Source organism: Tenacibaculum haliotis (genome assembly GCF_025215075.1).
GTDB classification, from domain to species: Bacteria; Bacteroidota; Bacteroidia; order Flavobacteriales; family Flavobacteriaceae; genus Polaribacter; species Polaribacter haliotis_B.
In genome coordinates, this window is the sequence record NZ_JAOBTH010000028.1 from 35,852 (window position 1) to 55,786 (window position 19,935).

Annotated in this window: 18 protein-coding genes; 14 read left to right on the forward strand and 4 right to left on the reverse strand. The window is 29.0% G+C overall.

The annotated features are described in order from the left end of the window. Positions 1–45: 45 nt before the first annotated feature. From N2251_RS09760 to dnaA, 3 genes are read right to left on the reverse strand one after another with little or no spacing between them, the layout of a single operon-like run. Entirely contained in the window at positions 46–753 is a 708-nt protein-coding gene (locus N2251_RS09760) for an SAM-dependent methyltransferase (protein ID WP_260586538.1), read from the reverse strand. After that, a complete protein-coding gene (locus tag N2251_RS09765) occupies positions 753–1,208 on the reverse strand; it encodes a low molecular weight protein-tyrosine-phosphatase (RefSeq protein ID WP_260586539.1) in 456 nt (151 codons plus the stop codon). Before N2251_RS09765 ends, N2251_RS09760 begins: the two co-directional genes overlap by 1 nt. Positions 1,209–1,210: 2 nt before the next feature. After that, positions 1,211–2,635, reverse strand: a complete 1,425-nt coding sequence (gene dnaA, locus N2251_RS09770; RefSeq protein WP_260586540.1) for a chromosomal replication initiator protein DnaA — start codon at positions 2,633–2,635, stop codon at positions 1,211–1,213. A 173-nt stretch (positions 2,636–2,808) separates the two neighbouring features. Here dnaA and N2251_RS09775 point away from each other — a divergent pair, with 173 nt between their 5' ends. The 6 genes from N2251_RS09775 to N2251_RS09800 all read left to right on the forward strand — a co-directional run bounded on the left by N2251_RS09775 (position 2,809) and on the right by N2251_RS09800 (position 9,663). Continuing rightward, on the forward strand, positions 2,809–3,216 hold the full coding sequence (locus N2251_RS09775) for an acyl-CoA thioesterase (RefSeq protein ID WP_260586541.1): 408 nt from the start codon (positions 2,809–2,811) through the stop codon (positions 3,214–3,216). Between the two features lie 14 nt (positions 3,217–3,230). Beyond that, the gene (locus N2251_RS09780; RefSeq protein ID WP_260586542.1) at positions 3,231–3,803 is read left to right on the forward strand and encodes a cob(I)yrinic acid a,c-diamide adenosyltransferase; all 573 of its coding nucleotides are present in this window, start codon (positions 3,231–3,233) and stop codon (positions 3,801–3,803) included. 100 nt (positions 3,804–3,903) lie between these two features. Beyond that, complete coding sequence (locus tag N2251_RS09785; RefSeq protein ID WP_028889331.1) at positions 3,904–4,125, forward strand: DUF2795 domain-containing protein; 222 nt, start codon at positions 3,904–3,906, stop codon at positions 4,123–4,125. A gap of 127 nt (positions 4,126–4,252) precedes the next feature. Then, on the forward strand, positions 4,253–7,603 hold the full coding sequence (secA, locus tag N2251_RS09790; protein ID WP_260586543.1) for a preprotein translocase subunit SecA: 3,351 nt from the start codon (positions 4,253–4,255) through the stop codon (positions 7,601–7,603). A 175-nt stretch (positions 7,604–7,778) separates the two neighbouring features. Beyond that, positions 7,779–8,636, forward strand: a complete 858-nt coding sequence (locus N2251_RS09795; protein ID WP_260586544.1) for a UDP-2,3-diacylglucosamine diphosphatase — start codon at positions 7,779–7,781, stop codon at positions 8,634–8,636. Positions 8,637–8,640: 4 nt separating this feature from the next. Continuing rightward, positions 8,641–9,663, forward strand: a complete 1,023-nt coding sequence (locus N2251_RS09800) for a glycosyltransferase family protein (RefSeq protein WP_260586545.1) — start codon at positions 8,641–8,643, stop codon at positions 9,661–9,663. On the opposite strand, the gene N2251_RS09805 is transcribed toward N2251_RS09800, so the two are convergent. Beyond that, positions 9,650–10,312, reverse strand: a complete 663-nt coding sequence (locus N2251_RS09805) for a uracil-DNA glycosylase (RefSeq protein WP_260586546.1) — start codon at positions 10,310–10,312, stop codon at positions 9,650–9,652. The genes N2251_RS09800 and N2251_RS09805 overlap by 14 nt on opposite strands. Before the next feature lie 138 nt (positions 10,313–10,450). Here N2251_RS09805 and N2251_RS09810 point away from each other — a divergent pair, with 138 nt between their 5' ends. The 8 genes from N2251_RS09810 to N2251_RS09845 all read left to right on the forward strand — a co-directional run bounded on the left by N2251_RS09810 (position 10,451) and on the right by N2251_RS09845 (position 19,822). Next, complete coding sequence (locus tag N2251_RS09810; protein ID WP_260586547.1) at positions 10,451–11,020, forward strand: hypothetical protein; 570 nt, start codon at positions 10,451–10,453, stop codon at positions 11,018–11,020. A gap of 11 nt (positions 11,021–11,031) precedes the next feature. Further along, positions 11,032–11,781 (forward strand): prolipoprotein diacylglyceryl transferase, encoded by a 750-nt coding sequence (locus N2251_RS09815; RefSeq protein ID WP_260586548.1) that lies wholly within the window; start codon positions 11,032–11,034, stop codon positions 11,779–11,781. A gap of 12 nt (positions 11,782–11,793) precedes the next feature. Beyond that, on the forward strand, positions 11,794–12,387 hold the full coding sequence (locus N2251_RS09820; protein ID WP_260586549.1) for a hypothetical protein: 594 nt from the start codon (positions 11,794–11,796) through the stop codon (positions 12,385–12,387). Between the two features lie 67 nt (positions 12,388–12,454). Further along, entirely contained in the window at positions 12,455–13,384 is a 930-nt protein-coding gene (locus tag N2251_RS09825; RefSeq protein WP_260586550.1) for a CPBP family glutamic-type intramembrane protease, read from the forward strand. Positions 13,385–13,479: 95 nt separating this feature from the next. Continuing rightward, entirely contained in the window at positions 13,480–13,998 is a 519-nt protein-coding gene (locus tag N2251_RS09830) for a hypothetical protein (protein ID WP_260586551.1), read from the forward strand. Between the two features lie 13 nt (positions 13,999–14,011). Next, on the forward strand, positions 14,012–16,888 hold the full coding sequence (locus N2251_RS09835; protein WP_260586552.1) for a sensor histidine kinase: 2,877 nt from the start codon (positions 14,012–14,014) through the stop codon (positions 16,886–16,888). Further along, positions 16,866–17,603 carry a LytR/AlgR family response regulator transcription factor gene (locus N2251_RS09840; RefSeq protein WP_260586553.1) on the forward strand — a complete coding sequence of 246 codons (738 nt, stop codon included), beginning with the start codon at positions 16,866–16,868 and terminating at the stop codon, positions 17,601–17,603. The genes N2251_RS09835 and N2251_RS09840 overlap by 23 nt, the downstream gene beginning before the upstream one ends. A gap of 11 nt (positions 17,604–17,614) precedes the next feature. After that, on the forward strand, positions 17,615–19,822 hold the full coding sequence (locus N2251_RS09845) for an endonuclease MutS2 (RefSeq protein WP_260586554.1): 2,208 nt from the start codon (positions 17,615–17,617) through the stop codon (positions 19,820–19,822). Positions 19,823–19,935: the final 113 nt, after the last annotated feature.

Sequence of the window (19,935 nt, forward strand, 5' to 3'; positions counted from 1 at the left end):
TATAAAACATAAAAAAAATCGCATCTTACTAAGATGCGATTTTTTTTATGTTTTATGAAGTATAAAAATAGTAGGTCGTTTGTGTAAATCCGTTTTTATATTTTTCCACTCCTTAATGGTATGTGTTTTTATATATTCTGATGGTAACGTGATATCACAAGCTACACATACACGCGTTTCAGATGATAAAATTGCACGTAAATCATCTAACATTTTTTCATTTCGATACGGAGTTTCAATAAAAATTTGAGATTGATTTTTATCTCTAGATATTTTTTCTAATTCTTTTATCGTTCTTTTTCTATCCGATTTATCGATAGGTAAATAACCGTTAAAAGCAAAATTCTGTCCATTCATACCAGAACCCATCATTGCCATTAATATTGATGAAGGCCCTACTAAAGGCACTACCTGAACACCTCTTTCATGTGCCAATTTTACAATACTTGCACCAGGATCTGCAACCGCAGGAACACCTGCATCTGATAATAAACCAATTGATATTCCTTTATCGCATACATCTAAATAATTTCGAATTTCAATATCATTCGAATATTTATCTAATAATAATAACTCTAATGATGGCTGTGCTTTATTTGGAGTAATTCTTTTTATGAATCTTCTTGCTGATTTTTCATTTTCTACAATAAAATGATCAAGATGCTCTATTACTTTTTTAACTGATATAGGCATTACCTCTAATGGTTCGGTTTCGCCTAAAGTTGTTGGTATTAAGTATAATTTACCTTTCATTAGTTTATTAATTTTGAAGCTATAATTTCACAAGCTTCATCTAACATTTTATATACATTTTCAAAACCTTGATTACCTCCGTAATATGGATCTGGAACATTTCTATTTTCTGTTGGATATTGCTCGTTTAAAATCATTTTTACTTTTCGAGCATCTTCATTATCATCAATTATAGAAAGAATATTGTGATAATTACTTTCATCCATTGCATAAATTAAATCAAACTCCTTAAAATCTGATTTCACAAATTTTCTTGAGCGTTGGTTTGTTATATCTATTCCGTATTTTTTAGCTACTTCAATAGATCTTTCATCTGGTAATTCACCAACATGATAACCAGCAGTGCCTGCTGAATCAACTTTAAAAAATTCGCTTGTTAATTTTGATTGTAAAATACCTTCGGCCAATGGTGAACGACAAATGTTTCCCAAACAAACCATCAGTATTTTTTTCATAATTACAAGGTTAACTTTTTAGTTAAATCTTCAACGTATTTTTTAAATTGCTTATCAGTTTCAGTTAAATTATCAACAGTTTTACAAGCATGTAATACGGTAGCATGATCTCTTTTACCAATCTGACTTCCAATACTTGCTAATGAAGATTTGGTCATACGTTTTGCAAAAAACATCGCTAACTGACGTGCTTGAACAATGTGTCTTTTACGTGTTTTAGATTGTAAAGTAGCAACGTCCATATCAAAATACTTCGATACTACTTTTTGAATATAATCGACAGAAACTTCTTTCTTTGTATTCTTAACGAATTTATCTACAATCTCTTTCGCTAACTCAACCGTAAATTCTTTTCTATTAAAAGAAGCTTGTGCGATCATCGAAATAATAACACCTTCTAATTCACGAACATTCGATTTTATATTCTTAGCTATATAATCTACAATTTCTTCTGGCATTTCAACACCATCTCTGTATAACTTATTTTGAAGAATAGAAACACGTGTTTCAAAATCTGGCGCTTGTAATTCTGCTGATAATCCCCATTTAAAACGAGATAACAAACGCTGTTCTATGTCTTGCATATCTACAGGCGCTTTATCAGAAGTTAAAATTACTTGCTTTCCATTTTGATGTAAATGATTAAAAATATGAAAGAACACATCTTGTGTACCTGTTTTTCCTGATAAGAACTGAACATCATCAATAATTAAAACATCAACCATTTGATAAAAATGAATAAAATCATTTCTAGTATTCGATTTTACAGAATCGATAAATTGTTGTGTAAATTTTTCTGAAGAAATATACAAAACTGTTTTATCAGCATATTTATCTTTTATCTCTACCCCTATGGCGTGTGCTAAATGTGTTTTCCCTAAACCAACTCCTCCATAAATTAATAATGGATTAAATGAAGTTCCTCCTGGTTTATTTGCTACTGCCATACCAGCAGATCTTGCTAATCGGTTAGCATCACCTTCAACAAAATTATTAAAATTATAATTCGGGTTTAATTGAGATTCTATTTTAACCTTTTGTAACCCAGGAATAATAAAAGGATTTTTTAACTCTCTTTTAGATTCTAAAGGAACTGTTACTTTTTGAGGTTTTAATGGATTACGATTTGAACTCGGAATTTTTACTGTTTGCGGACTATTACTACTATACGTATTTTCCATACGCACATCATAAATTAGCTTTGCATCACTTCCTAATTCTCTAACTAAAGCAACCCTTAATAATTTAATGTAATGTTCTTCTAACCATTCGTAAAAAAATTTACTTGGTACCTGAACAGTAAGAGCTCCCCCTGCCAATTTAATTGGCTTAATTGGCTCAAACCAAGTTTTATACGCTTGGGGTTTAATATTATCATTTATAAAAGATAAACATTCATTCCAAACTGAATCGGCAGTTTTAGTCATTTTAGTTAAAAACTATTTTAGTTGTTAATTTTTATTCGTTTTTAAGGGGGTACAGTGCTACCTGTATGAGCGAACAAAAGTGTGAATAAAATTCAGTATAAAAAAATCAATCTCCTATTGATTCTTAATTATTTTTTACGTATCGTTAGTGCAACTTAAATTTAAAATTCATTTTGCAAAAAAATACAATTACAATTCGTATTCGATATGCTGAAACGGATCAAATGGGTGTTGTATATCACGGTAATTACGCGCAATACTTTGAGATAGGTCGTACAGAGTTGTTACGCTCTACAGGCATTACATACAAATATATGGAAAATAATGGCGTAATGCTACCTGTAATTTCATTATCCGCTAATTTTAAAAAACCGGCTTTATATGATGATGAAATAACAATTATAACTACCTTAAAAAAAACACCTAATGTTAAGATTGAATTTGACTACGAAATCATCAATCAAAACAATGAACTAATTTGCACAGGCAACACTATTTTAGCTTTTGTTAACATGAAAACAAAAAAACCGATACGTTGTCCCCAATATGTTTTAGAAAAACTAACTTTACATAAACAATAAAAAAATAATCATTAATGAAAATATATACCAAAACTGGTGACAAAGGTACGACTGCTCTTTTTGGCGGAACTAGAGTTCCGAAACACCATTTACGAATTGAAAGCTATGGTACTGTTGATGAATTAAATTCATATATAGGCTTGATAAGAGATAAAAACACCGATGAATTATTAAGAAAATCGCTTACTAAAATTCAAAGTGAATTATTTACACTTGGTGCAATGCTTGCAACTCCACCAGAAAAAGAAACCTTAAAAAATGGCAAAGAGCGTTTAAATATAAACAAAATAACAGACGCTTCTATTAAGTTTTTAGAAGATCAGATGGATTTCATGAACACAAGCTTACCGCAAATGACTCATTTTATTTTACCTGGCGGACACGAAACCGTGTCATTTTGTCACATAGCGCGTTGCGTATGTCGTAGAGCAGAGCGCTTAGCTGTCGCTTTAAATGAAGAAGAAGAGATTAACAATGCCGTTTTAATGTATTTAAACCGACTTTCTGACTATCTTTTTGTGCTGGCACGAAAGTTGACCCAAGATTTAAACGCAGAGGAAGTTAAATGGATTCCTGAAAAACTGTAACTAAGTTCTTTTTTTATTGATTTCACATTTTTTTAAAAAAAACTTGACTTTCTCCAAAAAAAAATTATTTTTGCGAGAATCTTATTAAACAGATAAATAAATGTATTGGACACTTGAACTAGCATCATATTTAGCAGATGCACCTTGGCCTGCTACCAAAGACGAACTAATTGATTACGCTATTCGTACAGGAGCGCCTTTGGAAGTGGTTGAAAATTTACAAGATATTGAAGATGAAGGAGATTCATATGATTCGATAATCGAAATATGGCCAGACTATCCGACCGAAGAAGATTATCTTTGGAACGAAGACGAATACTAAAAATACAATCATAAAAAGTCTCTAATTTAAGAGGCTTTTTTTTTGCTTACTTTTAAGCAAATAAACATAATTATATAACAAACGCTACTAACAAAACGTTAACTAGCTATAAAACAATATTTTACAAATGAGCGTTTTAAATTCGATTCTAAAAATTTTTGTTGGTGATAAACAACAAAAAGACCTAAAATCTCTACAACCGATTGTTGAAAAAGTACGATCTTTCGAAGATTCATTAAATAGTTTATCTAATGACGGTCTACGAGCAAAGACAATCGAATTTAAATCGAAGATAAAAGAAGCTACAAAAACTTTTACTGAAACAATTGTAAAGTTAGAAGAAGAGGCTTTAACTGCAGATATTGATCGTCAGGAAGAAATATACACTGAAGTTGATCGTTTAAAAGACGAATCGTACAAAACATCAGAAGCTGTTTTATTAGATATTATGGCAGAAGCTTTTGCCTTAGTTAAAGAAACTGCAAAACGTTTTACGAATAACGATAATATAGAAGTAACTGCTACTTCTTTTGATAGAGAATTATCTGCTACAAGAGAACATATTACCTTAGAAAATGACAAAGCTTATTGGGCAAGTTCATGGGATGCTGCTGGTAAAGAAGTAACCTGGGATATGATTCATTATGATGTACAGTTAATTGGTGGTTCGGTTTTACACAATGGTAAAATTGCTGAAATGATGACTGGTGAAGGTAAAACACTAGTATCTACCCTACCTGTTTTCTTAAATGCCTTAACTGGTAATGGTGTGCATGTAGTAACCGTAAATGATTACTTAGCAAAGCGTGACCGCGCTTGGATGGCGCCAATTTTCGAATTTCATGGTTTAAGTACCGATTGTATCGACTTTCACCAACCTAATTCAGAAGAACGTAGAAAAGCCTATAATGCCGATATTACTTACGGAACAAATAACGAATTTGGTTTCGATTATTTACGTGATAACATGGCAAGCTCTAAAAACGACTTAGTTCAAAGAGCGCCTAATTATGCAATTATTGATGAAGTAGATTCTGTTTTAGTTGATGATGCTCGTACGCCTTTAATTATTTCTGGTCCAGTACCACAAGGAGATCGTCATGAGTTTAATGAATTAAAACCTTTAGTTGCCGATTTAGTTTCACTTCAAAACAAATACTTAGTAGGTGTTTTAGCAGAAACAAAAGCATTATTAAAAGAAGGAAACACTAAAGATGGTGGTTTCTTATTATTAAGAGTTTACAGAGGTTTACCAAAAAACAAAGCCTTAATTAAGTTTTTATCTCAAGAAGGAATCAAGCAAATTCTTCAAAAGACAGAAAACTTTTATATGCAAGACAATAACAAGTTAATGCCAGAGGTTGATGCTGAATTATGGTTTACTGTTGAAGAAAAAAATAATCAAATTGATTTAACTGATAGAGGTATTGCACATTTATCAGATAAAACACAAAACGATACTTTTTTCGTTTTACCAGATATTAGTGTTATCGTTGGTCAGATTGATAACAGTGAAGAAACTCCAGAAGAGAAAGCAAGTAAAAAAGAAGAATTATATCGCGATTTTAGCGTAAAAAGCGAACGTATTCATACCATGAATCAACTTTTAAAAGCCTATACTGTTTTTGAAAAAGATGTTGAGTATGTGGTCATGGATAATAAAGTAATGATTGTTGATGAGCAAACTGGTCGTATTATGGACGGTCGTCGTTACTCTGACGGATTACACCAAGCATTAGAAGCTAAAGAAGCTGTAAATATTGAAGATGCAACACAAACATTTGCAACAGTTACTTTACAAAACTACTTTAGAATGTATCGTAAGTTATCTGGTATGACAGGTACAGCAATTACTGAAGCAGGTGAATTTTGGGAAATCTACAAATTAGATGTTGTAGAAATTCCTACAAACAGACCTATTCAAAGGGATGATAAAGAAGATTTAGTTTACAAAACTACGCGCGAAAAATACAACGCTGTTATTGATGATGTTGTAGAGCTATCTAACCAAGGTCGTCCGGTTCTTATCGGAACAACATCTGTAGAAATATCAGAATTATTAGGAAGAATGTTACAAATGCGTAAAATTCCTCATAATATATTAAACGCAAAATTACACAAACGTGAAGCAGATGTTGTTGCAGAAGCAGGTAACGCTGGTGTAGTAACAATTGCAACAAACATGGCAGGTCGTGGTACCGATATTAAATTATCTAACGAAGTAAAAGAAGCTGGTGGTTTAGCAATTGTAGGTACAGAGCGTCATGATTCTCGTCGTGTAGACCGTCAGTTACGTGGTCGTGCAGGTCGTCAAGGAGATGTTGGTTCAACACAATTTTATGTTGCTTTAGACGATAATTTAATGCGTTTATTTGGTTCTGAAAGAATTGCAAAAATGATGGACAGAATGGGATTAAAAGAAGGCGAAGTAATTCAGCATTCTATGATATCTAAATCTATTGAAAGAGCACAAAAAAAGGTTGAAGAAAACAACTTTGGTATTCGTAAGCGTTTATTAGAATACGATGATATTATGAATGCACAACGTGAGTTTGTTTACAAACGTCGTCGTCATGCATTAGATGGGCAGCGTTTACAAATTGACATTGCAAACATGATTTACGATACTTGTAGCTCAATTGTTAAGCAAAACAAAGTAAATAACGATTATAAGAATTTCGAGTTCGAATTAATTCGTTTTTCATCAATGACTTCTCCTTTCTCTGAAGAAGAATTTAACAAATTAACAGAAGAAGAATTAACTGACAAGTTATACGTAATTGTTTCTGCTCATTATAAAAATGATACAGAAAGACATGCTGATAGTGCTTTTCCTGTAATTAAAAATGTTTTTGAAAACGAAGGTGATCGTTACGAACGTATCGTAGTCCCTTTTACCGATGGTGTAAAAACATTACAAGTAGTTACCAATTTAAAAGAAGCATACGAATCTGAAGGAAAATCATTAGTAAACGATTTTGAAAAAAATATTACTTTATCTATTATTGATGAAAACTGGAAAGATCATTTACGTAAAATGGACGAGTTAAAACAAACTGTTCAGAATGCTTCGTACGAACAAAAAGATCCATTATTGGTTTATAAGTTTGAAGCTTTTGAATTGTTTCAAAAAACAGTAGACAAAGTAAATAAAGAAGTTTTATCTTTCTTATTTAAAGGACATCTACCTAGTCAAGATGCCTCACAAGTATCAGAAGCTACCGAACAAAAAAGAGAACAATTAGACACTCGTAAAGACGATGTTCAAAATTCTTCTCAACAAGCTATAAACAGGGCTCGTAATCAGCAAACTCAAGAAGAGCAAGTTGTTGAAACAATTGTTCGTGAGCAGCCAAAAATTGGTCGTAACGAAAAAGTTACCATCAAAAATGTAATGTCTGGCGAAGAGAAAGAAGTTAAATACAAACAAGCCATCTCTTTATTAGAAAAAGGAACTTGGGTATTATACAATAACTAACTTCATTTTATCTATTATAAAAAGTAAAAGCTCGGTATATACCGAGCTTTTTACGTTAAAAAAACATACACTTTACTATATAGTAAAACTATAACTACCAACACTTTACATTTAATTTAACTTAAAAACACATTCAAAAAGTATATTTACTAAAATAAATTTAGCATACTTTAAAATGAAAAGACGAAAATTAGATATTGCTGTTATTTCTGATGTCCACTTAGGTACTTATGGTTGTAGAGCTAGTGAATTGCACAATTACTTAAAAACAATAAACCCTAAAATATTAATTTTAAATGGCGATATTATTGATATCTGGCAATTTAAAAAAAGATACTTTCCTAAGCCACATATGAAAATTATAAAACAGTTAATGTCTTATATCACTTCTGGCACAAAAGTATACTACATTACTGGAAATCACGATGAAATGTTACGTAAATTTAAAGGATTTCGTCTTGGGAGTTTTGAAATTGTAAACAAATTAATACTAGATATTGATGGTAAAAAAGGGTGGTTTTTTCACGGAGATGTTTTTGATGTAACAATGCAACACTCTAAATGGTTAGCTAAACTTGGTAGTATTGGATACGACACTTTAATTATGATAAATACTGCTGTAAACTGGACTAGTAATAAATTAGGCTATGGAAGATTATCTTTTTCTAAAAAAATAAAAAACAGTGTTAAAAGTGCTGTGAAATTTATTAATAATTTTGAAAAAACAGTATCAGAAATCGCTATTTCAAAAAACTATGATTATGTCGTTTGTGGACATATACATCAGCCTGAAATAAAACAAATTGAAATAGAAAAAGGAACAACAACATATCTGAATTCTGGTGATTGGGTTGAAAACTTAACATCATTAGAATATTCAAACAAATCTTGGTCTTTATACGAGTATGAAAAAGACAACGTTGCCAAAAATATTCATAAAAACATTTCAATTAATGATACCGAGTATGTAAATGCTGAAAGTAGTAATCAAAAACTTTTTGAAGAACTTTTAAAAGAATTTAACATTCACTAAAAATATGAAAATTTTATACGCTTTTCAAGGTACAGGAAACGGACACGCAAGCAGAGCTACAGAAATAATACCTTATTTACAGCAAAAAGGTGAGGTTGATATATTAATTAGTGGCTATCAATGTGAATTAAAACTTCCCTTTAAAGTAAAGTACAAATATTACGGATTGAGTTTTATTTTTGGAAAAAAAGGAGGAATTAATTTTTGGGAAACAATTAAAAAAGTTAAAATTAAAAAACTAATAAACGAAATTAAATCTGTTCCTATTGAAGATTATGATTTGGTTATTAATGACTTTGAACCTATTACAGCTTGGGCAGCTAAATTTAAAAACACTCAAATTATATCATTAAGTCATCAAAATGCCGTTTTAGATCCTAATGCACCAAAATACGGAACCTATAGAGTAGAGCGTTTAATTTTAAAATATTATGCCCCTATAAGAACAAAATTTGGTTTTCATTTTAACACCTATTCCTCTGCCATTTTTACACCAATAATACGTAAAAAAATAAGATACAGTAATAATACAAATAAAGGTCATTATACCGTTTATCTTCCTGCTTATAGTGATAAAAAAATTATTAAAGTACTCTCACAAATAACAAACGTAAAATGGGAGGTTTTTTCAAAAAACACTTCCGAGCATATATTTAAAAATAATGTTATTATAAAACCAATAAATGGTCATAATTTTATTAAAAGCATTAGCTCTTGTAAAGGAGTTATATGTGGTGCTGGTTTTGAAACACCTGCTGAAGCATTGTTTTTACAAAAAAAATTACTGGTAGTTCCTATGAAAAATCAATACGAACAACAGTGTAATGCTTTATCTTTAAAACAAATGGGAATCCCTGTTTTAAAGAAATTTAACAAAAACCAAGTTTCTAAAATATCTTCATGGGTAAACACTAAACAATCAGTTAAGGTTAATTACCCTGATATTACAGAAGATATATTAGATGCTATTATTTTACCATATTATGACAATCAACAAATAGATTTGGCCGAAATTACCATTGGATAATCTCCTTTCCTTTATCTTTTAAAAAAGTATTTGTTTTAGAAAAATGCTTACTACCAAACCAGCCTCGCCACGCACCTAACGGAGATGGGTGCGGGGCTTTAAAAATTGTATGCTTTTTAATATCAATAACATTTCCTTTTTTTTCTGCAAATTTCCCCCAAAGTAAAAATACCACATCCTCTTTTTTTTCAGATATTTGTTTAATCACGCTATCGGTAAAAGTTTCCCAACCTTGTTGTTGATGGCTTCCTGCTTCTCCTTCCCTAACTGTTAAAGTTGCGTTTAACAATAAAACACCTTGTTTTGCCCAGCGAGACAAATCTCCTGAAATAGGAGATGGTATTTCTAAATCAGTTTCAATTTCTTTAAAAATATTTTTTAATGACGGCGGATGCTTAATTTTATCATGAACTGAAAAACATAGCCCGTTTGCTTGCCCAATACCGTGATATGGGTCTTGTCCAATAATAACTACTTTTAAATCATTAAAGGAACAATAATTAAAAGCCGCAAAAATAGTTTCTTTCTCTGGAAAACATTTGTAGCTATTATATTCTAATTTTATGAAATTTTGCAATTTCTTAAAATAAGATTTCTCAAATTCTAAATTTAAAATATTCTTCCAGCCATTAGTAATATTCAATTCCATTATTATTTAATTTAAAAATCAAAGATAGTATTTTGTCTATTTCTAATAATAAAAAGAACTGTTCCTTTACCCAAACAACCTGTTACTTAAATAAGGGTACTATTTTTTTAAAATCGCAACGTAGTTTTGTTAAAAAAAATGAAACAGAAAAGTCAATTTACCTTATTCTATCTATTTTTATCAATAACTCTTTTAACTTTTAATAGTTGCTCTAACAACGATACAATTACACCAATACTAAATACTGATGAATATTTTAAATATACATTAAACAATAATACAGAAAGAGTATTTGACAAAAGTATGACAGCATATTTTGTTACTAACCCCAGTACTAATTATAAGAGATTCTATTTTAGAGCTTCAGCAAATACTACAAATGGTAGTAGTGTTTATGTAGATGGTAATTTTACTTTTTTAAACTATGCTAGTTTCACAGCTGCCTCTAGCATACCTTGGGGAATTCCTTCAACACCAATAATTACTAATTTTTATTTTTCTGAACTTTTTTCTGAAGATGGATTTAAGTTTTTCCCGCATAATGAATACAATTCAAGTCCTATAAACTGCACAATAATCACGCATGCTTTTAATGTTGGAGAATATTTAGAATTCACATTTACAGGAAACTATACGCATATTACAGATCCTAGCATTACAGGTACAATAACAGGTACTGGAAGAATGAAAAGAGAAAGTGATCAATAAAATAGTTAATTATGTTTCCAAAATTACTAGAATATCAAAACATTACTATTTACACCTACGCCATTTGCATTGCATTTGGTACACTACTAGCTGTAGTATACACTAAGTGGCAGGCCAAAAAAACACTTGATATAAATTTAAAAAACTCCTTTTTCTATATTGTATTTATAGCTGGTTTTATTGGAGGTAAAATATTTTTATTTTTTGAAAAACCTTTGTACTACATACAGAATCCACAAAGTGTTTTTACTGTTTTTTCTGGTGGCTTTGTTTTTTATGGCTCTTTTATATGTATTACAATAACCATTATTTGGTATTTAAAAAAACATAAAATTCTTGTTTTACCTATGTTAGATATTTTAGCACTCACAACAACAATTGTACACTCTATAGGTCGTTTAGGTTGTTTTTTTGCAGGATGCTGTTACGGAAAAGAGACTAATTCTATTTTCGGAATTACTTTTTCTAATACTGGATTAACTACTGTACACCCTACACAACTTTATGAGGTTTTTGCTATTCTGGTTATTATGAATCTGCTTTTAATTATCAAAAAAAGGAAAAGATTTAACGGTCAAATATTTATATGCTACGTTGTTTTATATGGTATTGTTAGGAGTTTTTTAGAAGTTTTTAGAGGTGATAATAGAGGTTTTATTATTGAAGGTTTTCTTTCTCATTCTCAATTCATTGCCGCTTGCCTTATTATTATCATCAGTTATTTCTATATCAAATTGAACAAAAAAAAGAGTATTAATTAAATTTATCTTATTATGAAAAAATCAATTTTAAAAACAGTTTTACCTACAATTCTATTAATCATCGCAATAGCGATAATAGGTTCTGGCTGTGGAGATGGACTATCGCCAAGTATAGATCCTAGTAACGAATGTAGCGACGCTGAAACAACAATAGAAACTGCACTAAGTGCTTTACCAACAAACTCTATGGATTTGCAAATACACGAATACACTTTTGAAACTAGTGTTACTGGAAGTATTTGTGAAATTGGTTATCAAAGTTTACAACAAACAACCCCTTTTGCTATCAATAACACTTCAATTAACTACACTATAGAGATAGTAGGAGGGCCTTCTATTACTAATACCTTTTCTTCATCTATGATAGAATATAAAACTATTGGTGGCTCTTTTGAAATACTTCCTGGAGTAACCTATACTCTTAGAAGAACTGGTGGAGATGGCTTAAACTCTTCTACAGGACATACTTCTACAGCCACTTTTCCATACACTAGTGGTTACATTACTTTTTTAAGTTCTAATTTTGTAGATAGTTCTAGTACAGGAGGTGGACCTGTAACGAATAACGGAATTCCTAAAATATATTTTAAGTTCAAAGCTAACTAACTTATTTAAAAAATTAGTTAAACAAACGAGTGTTAATCTTAACACTCGTTTTTAATTTATCCTTTATATGCTCACCATAATATCATATATAAGAACACATTTTAAGCAAGATTTTAAAGCGTTAACTTATATACTTGTTTTTTTATTTTTAGGACTCTTTATTTATGTGAACCATACCACAAACCTCCCTACTCTCTTTTTTAAGAACCATCAAAAAGGAGTAACTACCTACATATACTATTTTTTGTTTTTCGGTTTTGCTTATTATACTACAATCATAATAACAGCAATTACAAAATCTGATTGGAGTTTTACAAAATCATTTTATTTTTGGTTTACAAGTATTATTGCTATTCTATTAATTAGCTTTCGTTTTGGCTTTTTAGAATTTTTGAATTGGATACAAAAAAACATAGATCCTCAAAAAGCTCACTTCTATATAAAGGCCATTGCTAGAAGTACTCGTTTTATAATATTTACCTTCGGAATTCTTTTTTTCTATTACTTATTTGAAAAAAACAACACTAATTATTATGGATTATCAACTAAAAACACACATTGGAAATCTTATTTTTTATTACTCTTATTTGTACTTCCTTTTATTATTGTAGCATCTTTTCAACCTAGTTTTTTAAAACAATATCCCATGCTTGGAAATGTTGGATCTGCCATAAATAAATGGACAGCTTTAGCTATTTACGAACCTATTTACTTAATTGATTTTATTGCTATTGAATGGTTTTTTAGAGGTTTTTTAATACTAGGAACAGTTAAATACTTAGGCTCAAAAGCTGTTTTACCAATGGTTGTTTTATATGCTTTTTTTCATATAGGAAAACCAACAGGTGAAATTATCGGTTCAGTTTTTGGTGGTTATATACTAGGTATTGTTTCACTACATAGTCGTTCTATAATTGGCGGAATCATCATTCATATGGGAGTTGCATTTTTAATGGATCTATTTGCTGTTATTCAAAAATTGGATAATTATTTATAAGACAACATTCATCTTATCAAACAAACACTTGCTTTAATAATACATGCTTCTACACTACTTATATGATAACTTTATAATATAAAAAACTATATATTATGAGAGTAAAAAATATTTTATTGATTGCAACATTAACAATTTGCACAATTGCTTTTGCAAACACCTCTGAAAAGCCAAAAAAAGAAATTAAAAAAGCAAGTATTATAAAAAATTGCTGTTCATTTTCTGGAAATTTTAAATATAATGGAAAGTGGGAATTTGGAGGGAAATTTACTATAAATTTTGGATTAGCTGGTACACCACCAAACGGAGGAGGAAATTCAGACACAGGTTGGGGTGAAATATTTTTAGGAGAAAATGCCACTCATGGAAACTATTTAATAATTACACCTCCAAAAGAATATATAGGAAGAACCATTGAAATTGTGAGTAGTAATATTGTTATAAATAAAATTACTTGTGGCCAAGAATTATTGCAGTTTATTAATTTAAAAGCTAAAAAAAGTAAAATAGTTTTAAAAGAAAAAACCATCATAAAAATTGTAAATTTACCTAAATTAGATAACGTAATTCATAAAAAATTACAATACAAAAAACAAGTATATAAAAAACGTTAATAAAACAACATCTGTGAAACAAAGAAAACTTCATATTACACTAGTTGCACTAATAGTATGGAGTTTGTCTTTTTCACAACAGTATACAAATTACTCTATAAAAAATGGTTTACCAAGTAATCATGTATATCGAATTACACAAGACAATAGAGGTTTTATTTGGTTAATTACTGATAAAGGAATTTCTAAATTCGACGGCAAAAATTTTAAAAATTTCGCTATCGAAGATGGCTTACCGTCTAATGACATTTGGCACATAAGAATTACACCTGATAATAAAATTTGGTTTTTCTCTAAGTCAAGTAAACTTGGCTATATTTCTAACGACAAAGTATATTCTTTTGGTTCTTTTAGAAAAAAAGTTTTGTATCCGAGAACAATATTACAGTCTAAAAACATCATTAATTTTAATGATGGTTCTTTTTATTATTCTTTAAAAGACAGTATTTGGCGAGCCTCTTCTAACTATCTTTTGGAAGATAGTAATTTAACAAAACAAAAAGTAATACACCCATTAATTAACTTTCATGCTTTAATTAAAGACAGTATTTATTTTTTTAATAAAAATAGTAAAAAATCTTTTTTTATTAAAAAAGGCATTTTTCAAACTATTTCAGAGCATGGACAAGCAAATGATAGCCTATATATTAGTACAGCCAAGCAGTATTATATAATTGAAAATTTTAATTCAAAAAAAGTTCACTTAATTTCTTATGCTTCACAAAATTTACCAAAAAACTTAAAATATTTCAGGTATCATAATGTGAATAATCATATTCAGTTAACAGGGATGGATTTTGTAAGTTATTTAGGAGAAAACGGAACATTAAAAAATATAATTCACATTCCTAAAAAATTAAATACTCATTTTTCTTTTATAGACAATACAGGTAATATATGGTCTGCTACGTTTAATAAAGGTATTTTTTTACTTCCAAAAGAGAAGAAATCAACTAAAATATTAGCTAAAAATAAAAAAATACAGCAATTAAAATTGATAAACAATAATATATATGCAGGTATTTACAAAGAAGGTTTTTTTAAAATAAATAACTCTTTAGAACCTATTATAAAAAATAATAATTTTCAACATTCTATTTCATTTTTTAAAGACATAAATACTTTTATTTTTTCTTCTGAAGATTTTTTATATGCTTATAAAAATAAAAAAACATCAATAATTAAAACATCTAAAAAAAACTCTTTTAAAAATGATTTCGCAAAAAAAATCATAAATCATAAAGATTTTTTATATGTTAATAATGCTTTTGGCATTTTTAAAATAAACCCTATTAACTTTAGTATAATTAAAAAATATCCGTTGTATGGAGTTAACTCTTTCTCAAGTACAAATACCAATCTTTTTTTTGCAAATCAGTCTGGTTTATTTATCTTAAAAAACGATAGTATATTAAAACTACAATCTAATAAGTTATTTAATCAACCTGTATTAACCCAAGCTAATTATACACAAAAAAAAGTAATTATAGGTACTGAAGGTAATGGAGCTTATATAACTAATGGGAAAACAGTTTCATTTATTAAAAAGACAAATAATTTAAGTATTCAAGATATTTTTGTTGATCTTAACAACAATATTTGGTTAGCTACAGCTAAAGGAGTTCATAAAGCAAATAAACAAAATAATAACTATGTAATTACACAATCTTTTTATGAATCTGACGGGTTAATTTCTAATAACATAAATAGTGTTGTTGTAAAAAACGATTCTTTATACACGGGTACAGATATTGGCCTTTCTATAATTTATTTACAGAAAGAACCTGTAAATCAATTACAAAAAATCTATGTAAAATCAATAATTATAAACGAAACCTCTTATACAGGAGATACGATAATTGCTTCTTATAAAAAAAACGGTGTTTTTTCTACCTCTTTTGGTACAATTAACTTTAGCAATCAACAAAACTTAAGCTATCAATATAAATTGGAACCTCTTCAAAGTAATTGGATAACAACAACGACACCTTATATTAATTTTACAGATCTAAAACCAAATACCTATTTTTTACAATTAAAAGTAAGTAACCATCATAAAGAAGAAAAAAGAAAAACTATTTATATTACAATTACTCCATTATGGTATCAGACTTTATGGTTTAAAATTGGTTTTTTTTTATTAGTAATTGGTTTTTTTTATTTATTTAATAAATGGGCTACAAAAAAAGTTAAAGCAAACACACGTAAAAATATTTTAAAAAAACAAAAAGATATTGAATATGAACTTTACGCATTACGTTCGCAAATGAACCCTCATTTTGTTTTCAATTCATTAAATGCAATTCAGTATTACATGACTAAAAATGAGGTTGAATTATCCGAGAAATACTTAGTGAAATTCTCTCGTTTGATACGCATGTTTTTTGATTTTTCTAGACAAAAAAACATAACTCTAGAACAAGAGCTATTACTTTTAAAAAGTTATCTAGAAATAGAAAAAATGAGATTTGGAGATGATTTTAAATTTAGTTTTAATGTTGATAAAACACTTAATTTAGAAACTAAAATACCCACAATGTTATTACAACCCATTGTAGAAAACGCCGTAAACCATGGGTTATTTCATAAAAAAGGAAAAGGACTTATTAATATTTCTTTAAAAAACTCAACCTTTAAAAATGAATTTATTATTGCTATAAGAGATGATGGAGTTGGTTTTTTAAAATCAAAAGAGATACAGAAAAAATCAATAAAAAAACATACTTCAAAATCTACCCTAATAATTGCAGATAAAATTAAATTGATCAATCAATCTTTACAATGGCATATTTCTCAAGAAGTTATTGATTTATCTAGAGAAAAAAGTTCTGGTACTTTAGTATTGTTAACCTTTAAAAAAATTAAACATGATAAAAGCTATATTAGTTGATGATGAAGAAAAAGCTTTAGAAGGGTTATTATTGAAAGTTAAACAATTTTTTCCTGAAATTGAAATTTTAAAAGCATTTCAAAACCCACAAGAAGCCGTAAACTTCATAAACACAAACACTCTTGACATTCTTTTTTTAGATGTAGAAATGCCTGTTATTAATGGTTTTGACGTGTTATCTTTAATTAAAAAACCTAATTTCGAAATTATTTTTGTTACCGCATATAATAATTATGCTGTAGAAGCTTTTCAACATTGCGCGATTGGTTATATTTTAAAGCCCATAGATAATGATGAACTTAAAACGACTATTCAGAATGCTATTAAGGGCGTTAATCAAAAAAAGGCTTTACATAAAAATGAAACCTTATTAAACAGGTTAATTAACACAACATCAAATGCAAATAAGTTAATTATACCCACAAATAAAGGATTACTTTTTGTTCCTTACAATGAAATTTTACATATTGAAGGATATGAAGGCTACACCAAAATACATACTATTAACACTTCTGAAATAATAAGCTCCTATAATATAGGGAAGTATGAAAAAATACTTAATGATAATTTTTATAAATGTCATAAATCACACATTATAAACTTACAAAAAGTACGTGCTTTTGAAAATGAAGGTTATATTTTATTAGATAATAAAAAAAGAGTTCCTGTTTCTAAAACAAAACGAAAAGAATTTATAGATTTGTTCTCTACATAAAAACTTTTTTTTTGACTAAAAACATTTCAGAAAAGACACTTCAAGATTTAGAATTCACAACAGTTTTAGAACAAGTTGCAGAACATTGTATTACAAATTTAGGTAAAGAAAAAACACTTGTAGTTCAGCCTATATCAAATAAAAGAAAATTATTTTTCGAGTTAAATTTAGTAAACGAATACTTGTCTTCTTTTGAAAACGAAAACAGACTTCCGAATCACTTTTTTGAAGATATTACTGAAGAAACTAAACGATTAGCCATAGAAAATAGTTTTTTAGAAACCGAAGCTTTTTTAAGAGTTGCTACAGTTACAGAAACTGTAAACGAAATGAAAAAGTTTTTAAAAAAATTTAAAACCTACTACCCTACTTTATTTACTTTAAGTGATCAGATAGAGCTTACTACTTTTGTATCTGACAGTATAAAAGAAATTATTACTTCTTACGGTAAAGTTGCAGATAACGCTTCGCCTGTTTTAAAACAAATAAGAAAAGATATTAATAACGTACGCGGAAAAATATCGGAAAGCTTTACACATGCTTTAAGCAGAAATATTGCTAGTGGTTATTTAGATGATATTAAAGAAACTATTATAGATAATCAGCGTGTTTTGGCTGTTACAGCAATGCATCGCCGAAAAGTTAAAGGAAGTTTATTAGGTGCTTCTAAATCAGGAAATATTGTCTACATCGCACCACAAGCCACCTTAACTTATAGTAGAGAATTGCAAAACCTCATTTATGAAGAAAAGCAAGAGGTTGTTAAAATATTAAGAGCCTTGGCTAGTAAAATTCACCCTTTTACACCTTTATTAAACGAATACATTGTTTTTTTAACACATTTAGATGCGGTTGCTGCTAAAGCTAAGTACGCGAAAAGCATTAACGGGCTATTACCTAAAATTACCAAAGAGAAAAAGATTCTTTTTAAAGATGCTTATCACCCTGTATTATGGAAAAAAAATAAAGATCAAAATAAAAAAACATTTCCTCAAACAATTCGATTAGACGAGAGACAACAAATTATTGTTATTTCTGGTCCCAATGCAGGTGGAAAGAGTATTACTTTAAAAACAATTGGTTTATTACAGTTGATGTTACAAAGCGGATTATTGATTCCTGTTCACGAGCGCAGTGAAACAACATTATTTAATACCATATTAACGGATATTGGAGATAACCAATCCATAGAAAACCAACTAAGTACTTATAGTTATCGATTAAAAAATATGCGTTCGTTCTTGAAAAAATGCGACGACAATACCTTGTTTTTAATTGATGAATTTGGTACTGGTTCTGATCCTGAATTAGGTGGTGCCTTGGCTGAGATTTTCTTAGAGGAATTTTATGAAAGAAAAGCATTCGGAATTATTACAACGCATTATGCTAATTTAAAGGTATTAGCTAACGAACTAGATAATGTTACTAATGCAAATATGCAGTTTGATGAACGTACTTTAGAGCCTTTATATAAATTATTTATAGGGCAAGCAGGAAGTTCTTTTACTTTTGAAGTTGCTCAGAAAAACGGAATTCCGTATAGCTTAATTAACAGAGCCAAGAAAAGAGTAGAAACAGAAAAAATTAGATTAGACAAAACCATTTCTAAGCTTCAGAAAGAGCGTAATCGTTTACAAAAAACATCTGAAAGCTTGGTTAAGCAGAAATCTAAAGGGCAAGAACACATAGACAGTTTACAAGAAAAAGAAGACAAATTACAAAGTAAACTTTCTGGTTTTCAAGAATTGTATGACAACAACCAACGAATGCTTACTTTAGGTAGAAAAACAAATGAATTGTTGAATAAGTATTTTCAAACCAATAATAAAAAGGAGTTATCTGCCGATTTTTTTAAATGGGTTGCTGCCGAAAAAACAAAACGCATAAAAAAAGCGCCACTTAAAAAACTTACGAAGCTAGAAAAAAAGCAAGATAAAATTACTACTCAGAAGCAACAAGAAGCTATCAAAAAAGTAGAAAAAGAAGTGCTTCAAAAAGTAGTAATAGTAAGAGCTGAAAAGAAAGAAGAAGCTAAAAAAATAGCAATCGAAAAAGCTGCTTACATATATAAAATAAATGATCGTGTTCGCTTAATTGACGGTAATTCTGTTGGTACTATTGATAAAATTGAAAAGAAAACTGTTTTTATCAATTATGGTGTATTTACTACCAAAGCGAAACTAGAACAGTTAGAGTTGGTAGAACGAGCAAAAAAGTAGCTTATTTTATCTTGATTTATTATTAAAAAAAACGAACTTTGCTAACTCATTTATTTAATGACTTAAAAACCTCTCACTAAATAATTAAAGTTACCAAAAACTTATTTTAACTA

Coding starts and splice junctions, on each gene's coding strand:
- N2251_RS09805 (WP_260586546.1), bottom strand. CDS start 10,312: ATGGAATTGAATATTACTAATGGCTGGAAGAATATTTTAAATTTAGAA.
- N2251_RS09785 (WP_028889331.1), top strand. CDS start 3,904: ATGTATTGGACACTTGAACTAGCATCATATTTAGCAGATGCACCTTGG.
- N2251_RS09810 (WP_260586547.1), top strand. CDS start 10,451: ATGAAACAGAAAAGTCAATTTACCTTATTCTATCTATTTTTATCAATA.
- N2251_RS09820 (WP_260586549.1), top strand. CDS start 11,794: ATGAAAAAATCAATTTTAAAAACAGTTTTACCTACAATTCTATTAATC.
- N2251_RS09825 (WP_260586550.1), top strand. CDS start 12,455: ATGCTCACCATAATATCATATATAAGAACACATTTTAAGCAAGATTTT.
- N2251_RS09760 (WP_260586538.1), bottom strand. CDS start 753: ATGAAAGGTAAATTATACTTAATACCAACAACTTTAGGCGAAACCGAA.
- N2251_RS09800 (WP_260586545.1), top strand. CDS start 8,641: ATGAAAATTTTATACGCTTTTCAAGGTACAGGAAACGGACACGCAAGC.
- N2251_RS09815 (WP_260586548.1), top strand. CDS start 11,032: ATGTTTCCAAAATTACTAGAATATCAAAACATTACTATTTACACCTAC.
- dnaA (WP_260586540.1), bottom strand. CDS start 2,635: ATGACTAAAACTGCCGATTCAGTTTGGAATGAATGTTTATCTTTTATA.
- N2251_RS09795 (WP_260586544.1), top strand. CDS start 7,779: ATGAAAAGACGAAAATTAGATATTGCTGTTATTTCTGATGTCCACTTA.
- N2251_RS09780 (WP_260586542.1), top strand. CDS start 3,231: ATGAAAATATATACCAAAACTGGTGACAAAGGTACGACTGCTCTTTTT.
- N2251_RS09840 (WP_260586553.1), top strand. CDS start 16,866: ATGATAAAAGCTATATTAGTTGATGATGAAGAAAAAGCTTTAGAAGGG.
- N2251_RS09830 (WP_260586551.1), top strand. CDS start 13,480: ATGAGAGTAAAAAATATTTTATTGATTGCAACATTAACAATTTGCACA.
- secA (WP_260586543.1), top strand. CDS start 4,253: ATGAGCGTTTTAAATTCGATTCTAAAAATTTTTGTTGGTGATAAACAA.
- N2251_RS09765 (WP_260586539.1), bottom strand. CDS start 1,208: ATGAAAAAAATACTGATGGTTTGTTTGGGAAACATTTGTCGTTCACCA.